Below are 7,985 nucleotides of genomic sequence, written 5' to 3'. Positions count from 1 at the left end.
ATCGTTGAGCTCCCCGGGTAGGATTCGAACCTACGACCCAGCGGTTAACAGCCGCTTGCTCTGCCTCTGAGCTACCGAGGAATCTATCTCTTTGAACAAAGTTGTTAACCCGTTTCGAGAGAGCACAAATATAATATAATTACCCGATTCGTGTCAAGAACTTTTTGAACTTTTTTTGTATTTCACTTTTTCCAGTATCAGCCCCTTTGCAGCAGCTCCATGCCCATTTTTACTTTTACTGGGATTATCGATCAAGTCAAAAAAGTGGTCGACTGTTCGTTTGCCCTTCCCCACCTGGATCATGGTGCCTACCAGTCGCCGAACCAAATGGCGCACAAACCGATTCGCTTCTATACGGTACGTCAACAAATCATTAGCTAAGACAAACTCCGACTGCACGACCTCGCAGGTAGAATCCGGATTTTCATTATCCGGCTTAGTAAAGCTGTCAAAGTTATGTGTTCCCATCACCTTATCTGCACAAGCCTTCATGGCAGAGATATCCAAATCATCTAATACCATTTCAGAAGTGCTTCTCAAAAGAGGCTTAGGGCGACGAGCAATCTGGTATCGGTATTGTCTTGCTAAAGCATAAAAACGGGCATGAAAATCGGGAGCTACCTCCTCCATATCCCAAACTGCAATATCATGGGGCAACACCCCTAATAGCGCATACAGCAGCCGATCTTTATCAAGAGATTCAGGAAAATCGAAATGTGCTACCTGCCCCTCCGCATGGACACCACTATCGGTACGCCCCTGCCCTATAATGTCCACCGGTTGGCGTAATATACGAGCCAGCGCCGCTTCAATGCGTTCTTCCACCGTATCCCCGTTGGGCTGCTTCTGCCAGCCGTTATAGCGGCTGCCATCGAATTCAATAAAAATCTTATATCGTGGCATCAGAAACGAATATTCAAATTGGCGACAATCCCTTTACTGTTTTGGTAAGGCGATACCGAGATTACGCTTGTAAGTGAAGAGTTGTTTGTATGCTTCCGGGCACGATTGTAGGCACTAATGCCGCTAATGATCCTGTTCAGAACCATCATGCCAATCAGAGCCGGTAACTGCTGATCAATCTGCTCAAAATCTGATCTTAAATCTCTGTATCGGGTCCGTTGCCGATTGCTATCCCATTGCCATCGATTTTGCGGTGTATCATCAAGCAACTTGTCCCAGTTTCGGCTTCGCTCTTGGTAATCGTTGTATGCTGCCAAGCTATTAAAATCGCCCACGGCCAACTGAAATGATCGACTTCGCCCTTTAATGGGCACTCCGGCTTCGGATTGGCCATAGGCATACCAATTCTGCTGAAGGTTATTAGAATGGATTGAAAGCCCCATATATCCCAATAGCAATGCGATATCGATCCCCAGATGATACTTCCCGCGAGTCCAATCGGATTTATTAACATGGTGATGTCCCCAACCCGGTACGGCTATCGATTTCAAGAAAGCAATTTTAGGATCGGGGGCACTCCTCTCCTGCGAATAGCTCTTTCGAACCATCCCCAAAAACAGAAAAAGAAGTACCAGCACAAAAAGTTTGCGACACATATTAGGTGGATTTCTTTCGTTCCCTTCCCCAATGTCGGAAAATGGAAACGCTAAATCCAGCCATCAATAAAAAGGTGCCCAGCCATACTACCGATATAAATGGTTTCTCTTCGGCAACAAGTAGCACCCACTCCTCTTCTACTTTCTCTTCAATACCGCGTATTGTCAATTCGATATCTCCATTTGTTGGATCTACGCGACTAAACTGAATAGAGGCATCTTTTTCTCCGGGAAATTTCACCGGTGGAGCATAGGTCCAGTTCTCACCGTCTTTGCTATAAACCGAGAATATCGGGGACAAAGGAGCAGAACTGTCACTGCCGCGAGGCGAAACTTCAAGATTTGCCTGAACTGCCACCATCGTACTGTCTTGCAGTTTTTTATTCTGAATTTCTCCATAACTATGGAATGTAAGGTCATAACTGCCGACCGCTACTGTTTGTCCTTTACCAAGGGTAATCTTTTGCGTTGTGACGGTGTCTTCATCCGTCGAAGCCACCGGTTGATTCCGTTCTTTTGCTTGCTCTTTAGCCTGCTCATTCCGGCGTTCTACATAAGCACTGCCCGAAACATACAGGTAGATATCACTTAACCATCCGGTACGTACATCAGGACTTACCGACCATTGAATATTACCGGCCGAAGAAGATGACAACATTGGGTATACCTTGGGTTTGAGGGTAAACTGTTCTCCTTCGCCATCCGCCGGTTCAAACTTTATCATATACTGTTGCTGACCGGGACGCTCTTGGTTACGCAGCGTATATCCCTTGTAGGTAACCTTGTACTTGTCATCAATAATTTTAGGCTGATTGAGCTTAAGCTCCAAGAAGTTCACCTTTTGTGTCTTCTGAAAGCCCTGCTCATCGGTTATCTCACCGCGTTCTATAGCCGCATTGTAGTTTTTCATTGACTGATCCAGCAGATTCTCATTATAGGCCGAAGAAGCCAGAATTCCGAGCAATAAAATCCCAAAACCTACGTGGCTAAGCGCTCCACCAATAAGCATTGTATTTTTTCGGATCAGGCGAATCATTATCACACCATTCCCCACTACCGCAAACCATGCCGTTAACAGGTACACCATATAGTAGATGTTGCGTACATCCCCTATTATGATAGAGGCCAATGTAAGTACACAAGCTATCGCTACCGGCCAGAGTAGATCATTAGCCAATGTTTCACTGTTCTGCTTTTTCCAAAACAGATACTGCCCTAACACCGTAAATATGGCGGCAATCATTGCCAACGGCATGGTCCATTCGTTATAAAAGCTCACTTCCGGCGGTGTTGGGTTATCTACGAAGAGTCGTCCGATAATTGGCGAGCTGGTCCCCAGAATAATAACTAACCCAATCAGAAAAAGAATCATAGCACCGGCGAATGTCATAAATTCACGGCTCAAAAACTTCGACTCTTTTTGCTGGGATGGCAATTCTTTGTAACGATAGAAAAAGAGCCCCAATCCAACTAAGGTGACCACAGCCATAAAAATCACCAGCTGATTATAAAGTCCCAGATCTACAAAACTGTGAACAGAGGAGTCAGCTAACACTCCGGATCGTGTCAAAAATGTTTCATACACAATAGCCACATACGCCAGAATAGCAAAGAGAATGGATGCTTTCTGCGAAGTTGAACTTTTCCGCTGAATAATCATCGTGTGGATACCTGCCGTTCCAAGTAGCCAGGGTACAAATGAGGCATTTTCTACGGGATCCCATGCCCAATAGCCTCCGAAAGAAAGCGTTACATATGCCCAATATCCGCCCAGGAAAATAGCCGTTAGCAATGCAACATTAGCACCAAGCGTCCATGGGAGTGCCGGACTAACCCATTCATTATATTTTTGTTTCCAAAGAGCTGCCATCGCAAAGCAATACGGAATGGTCATCATGGCAAAGCCGACAAATAAAATAGGTGGATGAATCATCATCCAGGGACTTTTGAGCAGATCGTTCAGTCCCTTACCGTCTTGGGGAACGAAATCAGGATTCGACTGTAAGAAAGGAGCATTGGGCATCGCCTCAGCCAGCGACCGGAAAGGAGAAGCTCCAAGCGTGAAATCTCCTATAGAGATTCCAACAACCATCGACAGCAGAAACACCTGTGTCAGGGTCAAAAAGAAGAGAACCGGACCACGAAATGGTTTGCGGGTCCATTTCATCAAGCCAAAACCAAGCAAGGTTGATACCAGAATCCAGAGCATAAAACTGCCTTCCTGACCACCCCAAAAAGCAGAAATCAAATACTTGAGCTGCAGATCACTGCTGGTATAGTTGTATACATAATAAAAGTTAAACTGGTGGGTCAGGATGATATACATCAAAAATCCCGAGGCTACCGCTAAGAACAGTCCTTGCAGACCAAACAGCCAGTTCGAAACTTTAAAATATTGATCTCTATCCTTTTTGGAATACAGAAAATAGCCAATAACAGCCAAGATGGAACATAGAAAGGCTGCATTGATAAAAAACTTGCCTAAAAAACTAATCATTCGTTAAGAGCTCTTTGAAGCTTTTTGAAATTGCGAACCGTCATTGTTGTTATACTTGGAAGGACATTTCATCAACATCTCATTGGCATAAAACACCCCGTTTTCCATCTTACCGATAACAACAAGCTTATCAGCTTCTTCAAAATTGTTGGGCTTGGTTTTGGGATAAATAACACGACGAACATTGCCTGCTTCATCCTTCATATAGAACGATAGCTGTTTCGATTTCATCGAAAATCCATAGTCCTTGGATTTGTCGAGCGTGCCTACAACGTGGGCTCCTTCCATGCCCGAGGCCTGTTCAAAATTCACATAGGTGCTGATGCTATTCCCGAAGTTATACATCAGTAAAGAGGTAAAACCAACGATGGCAATAATGCCAATAATAAGCTTTGGTTTCATGGTTAATCTGTATTTGAGTTATTAAGTTTCTTTTCGAGCTGCCCTACTTTTTTGTCCGTTCGGATAATAAAAAACAGCAACACCAGCCATATAATCAGGCTTACGCCCAACACAATAAAAATTAGATCATTCGAAGCCATGGCCTGCATCACCGGACCCGCTTCTTCGAGCCCCGCCGATGCCTCCCACTGTGAGGAATACGACTTAGACAGTGTATCAACGGCTGCAACCGTATCTTCTTGTACCTGCATTAACGAAAAACTCATAAAGGTTGTTCAATTTGGTGCTTAACTTTTTTATATCGATTCAGGATATCAATCAGCCAAATAGCCAGACCGATAAATCCAATAACCGCCGGATAAAATATATAGCGCAATTCCGGTGCAGTTATTTCACTAAACGCCGGGTTCCCATCTGCCCCGGGGTGCAGGCTGGGTAACTGTCGAGGAATAATATAGAGCAAAAAAGGTATCGTCGTTGCAGCAAAAACATTAAATACCGCTGCAATTTTGGCTCGTTTATCGGGATTATCAAAAGCTGTCCGCAATACAAAGTAAGCGACATAAATCATCATCCCCAATGCCGAAAGATTCATTCGCGGCTCCGAAAACGTCCACCAAGTGCCCCATGTAAAGCGTGCCCACAACGCCCCGGTCAGCAATCCACAAACCCCAAACAACAGTCCGATTTGTGTGGCGGTTTCGGCCTTTCTGTCAACAGCTAAATCCGGATTATTCAAATATTTTATGCTGTAAAAAAGGCCTAATGCAAAACAAACCGACATCGTAAACCACATAGGTACATGCAAGAATAAGTTACGAGCCGACTCTTCCAAGACGGGAATTTCCGGAATAGGGATTAAAAAGCCTCCAACAATCACTGCGGTCATCCACAGGGCTACTACATATTTCCAAGGCTTTAGTCTCATGTTTCGAATCGTACTTGTCTTAAGGCTTTCAATGTTGCATTATTTCCAGAGCGTCACAATATACGAAATCTGTTTGGGAAAACTTAGTCATTTCCCCTTTGTATTTACCGAATTTTACCTAAATTTATGGTGTCTCATTTGTGTTGTTCAAATCGAAGTTTTTGTTCTTATGGATGAAAAAAAATCTACACAGAAAATTGTTTCACTTTCCACAAGCTGGAAAAATCATGTTTTGGGGTATATTCTCTCTGTTCTGCTTATCCCCCTTTTTGGGATTGGACTTGTTCTATTATACTGGGTACAAAAGAAGCACAAAAAACACAGATACCGTTTTAGTGATACCCACGTAACCTCACGTGATGATAAATATCAACGCAACATCGACTTGGTAAATATAGAGAAGGTGGAGGTTCAACAAGACTGGATTCAAGAAAAAATGGATGTCGGTGATATTACCCTGCATACTTCAGCTTCTTCGATGACTCTTTTGGGATTGGAAATGCCCCATAAACTAAAAGACCTATTAGAAAAAGCGATCTATGACCAAAAAGAACGCCTGAAACAAGAAAAAGCCAATAAACCGGACAAACCAGACCACAAACCCGGCACCAAGGAACGCATGGATTATCTGACGGGACTATGGCAGCAAGGGCTGGTTTCTGACGAAGATTTTAAAAAAGAGCGCAAACATTTTGAATAATTCTTTTTAAACTCATTTTATCAGGAGTACAACAATTGTGCTCTATTCATAACCTACGTCCCGGTAGCACAGGTATAAACTTGTGTCACCATTCTGGGACATAACCTATAACACAAAGCCTAAAGCAATGAAAAAATGCATCTTTACATTCCTGCTGTTCATAATTTCAATTACCGCATATGCACAAACAGATTCGCATATGCAAGCAGTCAATGAACTCATGGATGCTATGAATATGGAAAAGCAGATCACAGAATCTGCAGATCGCATGCTAAAACTACAGGCCCAATCCATGCCTCAAATGGCCCAACACCAGGAGATTATGTCAGAGTTTTTCCACAAGTATATCAATTGGGAAAGTATCGGCGAAGATATCAAAAAGGTGTATAAGGAAACGTTCTCAGAAAAAGAGATCCGTGAGCTAACTACATTTTACAAAAGTGATATTGGTCAAAAGTATGCCCGACTTACTCCCACCATCACAGAAAAAACCGCTAAGATCACACAAGGAGTTATTATGGATCACCAGATGGAGCTACAACAAAAGATTATGCAAAAAATGCAGGGCAACTGACATTTCACAATAAATTCCCGGGTTCGCTGAGACCGGGAATTTATCTCTTCTCGGCCGTACTAAGATCAAGGAGGTTTTCTTGATATGCTTCCTCATCCTTAGCAATTGTGTTGTGCCATAAAATACCAATTACGCTCAAGGACAGGGCAAATACTACCATTGCTTGCTGTATTGTAAGCCACCCATTTTCTAACACCCAGGATGCTGTTAAAACAGAAATAGACTGGGCCAGAGTAAACAGCAGCCATTCTGTACTGAACACACGCCCCCGGAACGTATCGGGCGTACGACGCTGTAACAACACCGTACTCATTACCCAATTGGCCCCGGAAGCGGCATGGGCGATAAAAACGAAAACAAGCATCACCACCAAACTTGTTGTCATACCTACCACCGCATACATCAATCCACCGAAAATCATACAAAGCCCCATAGCACGCACCCAATCTTTCTCCTGGCTAAAAATGCGACGACCTATAATCGGCCCAACTCCGGTCCCCACCCCTCGGGCAGAATACAGCAAACCTATACCGACACTCCCCATCAGCAGTACATCCTCAGAAATCAATATGAGCATATAGGTTAGCGCTCCCAGGAACATCGTATAGCCGGCTTTAGCCAAGGTGGGGCGCATAATCTGCTTGTTATTCCATAGGTATTGGAACCCTTCTACAATACCTGTAATGGGGTTTCGTGTCCGTTTCAGTTCTGCTTCAGACATCCGCTCCTGTGGAATCGTTGCCCGGTAAATAAACCAGGCCGATAATAAATAGGTACAGGCATCAATGATAAACACAAGGTCGGTTCCCAACCACGCTGTTGCCAAGCCGCCGAATCCCATCCCCAGGGTAAAAATGATGCTCCAGCTAGCCGCTGAAAGTACGTTTGCATCCACCAACTCTTCTTCGGTCGTAACATTGGGTATAGAAGACGTTTTGGCCGGTTCAAATACCGCCGACAACATCATCTGCAGTGCCGTAAGCACATAGGCCAGCCACAAGGTATCGTAAGAAACTACAAGTAGCAGCCCCGCAACTATGACGGCCCTCAGCATATCGCACATGATCATTATACGACGGCGGTTAAATCGATCAGTAAGGTAACCGGCAAAAGGAGAAAAGCTGGCCAGGCTCATCATTTTAACCACAATAATTAACCCCAATAAAAACTCTGAATCAGAATAACGGGTAATGAGGGCATATACAGCCAGGATCCCAAACCAATCCCCAAAGTTTGAAACCACCTGGCTGAGCCAAAGTCGGCGATAGGCCTGGTTATTAGAAACCAGGTTTATATATGGACGAATTCTATCGAACAAGGTAGTT

9 protein-coding genes and 1 tRNA gene are annotated in these 7,985 nt (G+C 44.1%); 2 read left to right on the top strand and 8 right to left on the bottom strand.

What is annotated here, in order from left to right; translation table 11 throughout:
- Window positions 1–9: 9 nt before the first annotated feature.
- The 7 genes from G3569_RS09430 to ccsA form a co-directional block, all read right to left on the bottom strand.
- Window positions 10–81 (bottom strand) — tRNA-Asn (locus G3569_RS09430).
- 72 nt (window positions 82–153) lie between these two features.
- Window positions 154–903, bottom strand: coding sequence for a tRNA pseudouridine(38-40) synthase TruA (truA, locus tag G3569_RS09425; RefSeq protein WP_165268446.1), 750 nt, complete (start codon window positions 901–903; stop codon window positions 154–156).
- Window positions 903–1,559 carry a hypothetical protein gene (locus G3569_RS09420; protein ID WP_165268444.1) on the bottom strand — a complete coding sequence of 219 codons (657 nt, stop codon included), beginning with the start codon at window positions 1,557–1,559 and terminating at the stop codon, window positions 903–905. Before G3569_RS09420 ends, truA begins: the two co-directional genes overlap by 1 nt.
- 1 nt (window position 1,560) lies before the next feature.
- On the bottom strand, window positions 1,561–4,056 hold the full coding sequence (locus tag G3569_RS09415) for a heme lyase CcmF/NrfE family subunit (RefSeq protein WP_165268442.1): 2,496 nt from the start codon (window positions 4,054–4,056) through the stop codon (window positions 1,561–1,563).
- A gap of 3 nt (window positions 4,057–4,059) precedes the next feature.
- Complete coding sequence (locus tag G3569_RS09410; RefSeq protein WP_165268440.1) at window positions 4,060–4,458, bottom strand: cytochrome c maturation protein CcmE domain-containing protein; 399 nt, start codon at window positions 4,456–4,458, stop codon at window positions 4,060–4,062.
- 2 nt (window positions 4,459–4,460) lie between these two features.
- Window positions 4,461–4,724, bottom strand: coding sequence for a CcmD family protein (locus tag G3569_RS09405; RefSeq protein ID WP_240894670.1), 264 nt, complete (start codon window positions 4,722–4,724; stop codon window positions 4,461–4,463).
- Window positions 4,721–5,386 (bottom strand): cytochrome c biogenesis protein CcsA, encoded by a 666-nt coding sequence (gene ccsA, locus G3569_RS09400; RefSeq protein ID WP_240894668.1) that lies wholly within the window; start codon window positions 5,384–5,386, stop codon window positions 4,721–4,723. Before ccsA ends, G3569_RS09405 begins: the two co-directional genes overlap by 4 nt.
- A 169-nt stretch (window positions 5,387–5,555) precedes the next feature.
- Between ccsA and G3569_RS09395 the strand changes: the two genes are divergently transcribed.
- On the top strand, window positions 5,556–6,086 hold the full coding sequence (locus G3569_RS09395; protein ID WP_165268438.1) for a PH domain-containing protein: 531 nt from the start codon (window positions 5,556–5,558) through the stop codon (window positions 6,084–6,086).
- 199 nt (window positions 6,087–6,285) lie between these two features.
- Window positions 6,286–6,660 (top strand): DUF2059 domain-containing protein, encoded by a 375-nt coding sequence (locus G3569_RS09390; protein ID WP_165268436.1) that lies wholly within the window; start codon window positions 6,286–6,288, stop codon window positions 6,658–6,660.
- 40 nt (window positions 6,661–6,700) lie between these two features.
- On the opposite strand, the gene G3569_RS09385 is transcribed toward G3569_RS09390, so the two are convergent.
- Window positions 6,701–7,978: an MFS transporter gene (locus G3569_RS09385; protein ID WP_165268434.1), complete on the bottom strand. Its 1,278-nt coding sequence runs from the start codon at window positions 7,976–7,978 to the stop codon at window positions 6,701–6,703.
- Between the last annotated feature and the right edge of the window lie 7 nt (window positions 7,979–7,985).

The sequence above is a fragment of the Fodinibius halophilus genome (assembly GCF_011059105.1).
GTDB lineage: Bacteria > Bacteroidota > Rhodothermia > Balneolales > Balneolaceae > Fodinibius > Fodinibius halophilus.
Note: the sequence above shows the minus strand (reverse complement) of the source record. Positions and strands in the feature narration are given on the sequence as shown.

What these genes read in the sequence shown, in the direction of transcription:
- G3569_RS09395 (WP_165268438.1), top strand. Translation starts at nt 5,556, where the DNA reads ATGGATGAAAAAAAATCTACACAGAAAATTGTTTCACTTTCCACAAGC.
- G3569_RS09415 (WP_165268442.1), bottom strand. Translation starts at nt 4,056, where the DNA reads ATGATTAGTTTTTTAGGCAAGTTTTTTATCAATGCAGCCTTTCTATGT.
- truA (WP_165268446.1), bottom strand. Translation starts at nt 903, where the DNA reads ATGCCACGATATAAGATTTTTATTGAATTCGATGGCAGCCGCTATAAC.
- G3569_RS09405 (WP_240894670.1), bottom strand. Translation starts at nt 4,724, where the DNA reads ATGAGTTTTTCGTTAATGCAGGTACAAGAAGATACGGTTGCAGCCGTT.
- G3569_RS09410 (WP_165268440.1), bottom strand. Translation starts at nt 4,458, where the DNA reads ATGAAACCAAAGCTTATTATTGGCATTATTGCCATCGTTGGTTTTACC.
- G3569_RS09390 (WP_165268436.1), top strand. Translation starts at nt 6,286, where the DNA reads ATGCAAGCAGTCAATGAACTCATGGATGCTATGAATATGGAAAAGCAG.
- ccsA (WP_240894668.1), bottom strand. Translation starts at nt 5,386, where the DNA reads ATGAGACTAAAGCCTTGGAAATATGTAGTAGCCCTGTGGATGACCGCA.
- G3569_RS09420 (WP_165268444.1), bottom strand. Translation starts at nt 1,559, where the DNA reads ATGTGTCGCAAACTTTTTGTGCTGGTACTTCTTTTTCTGTTTTTGGGG.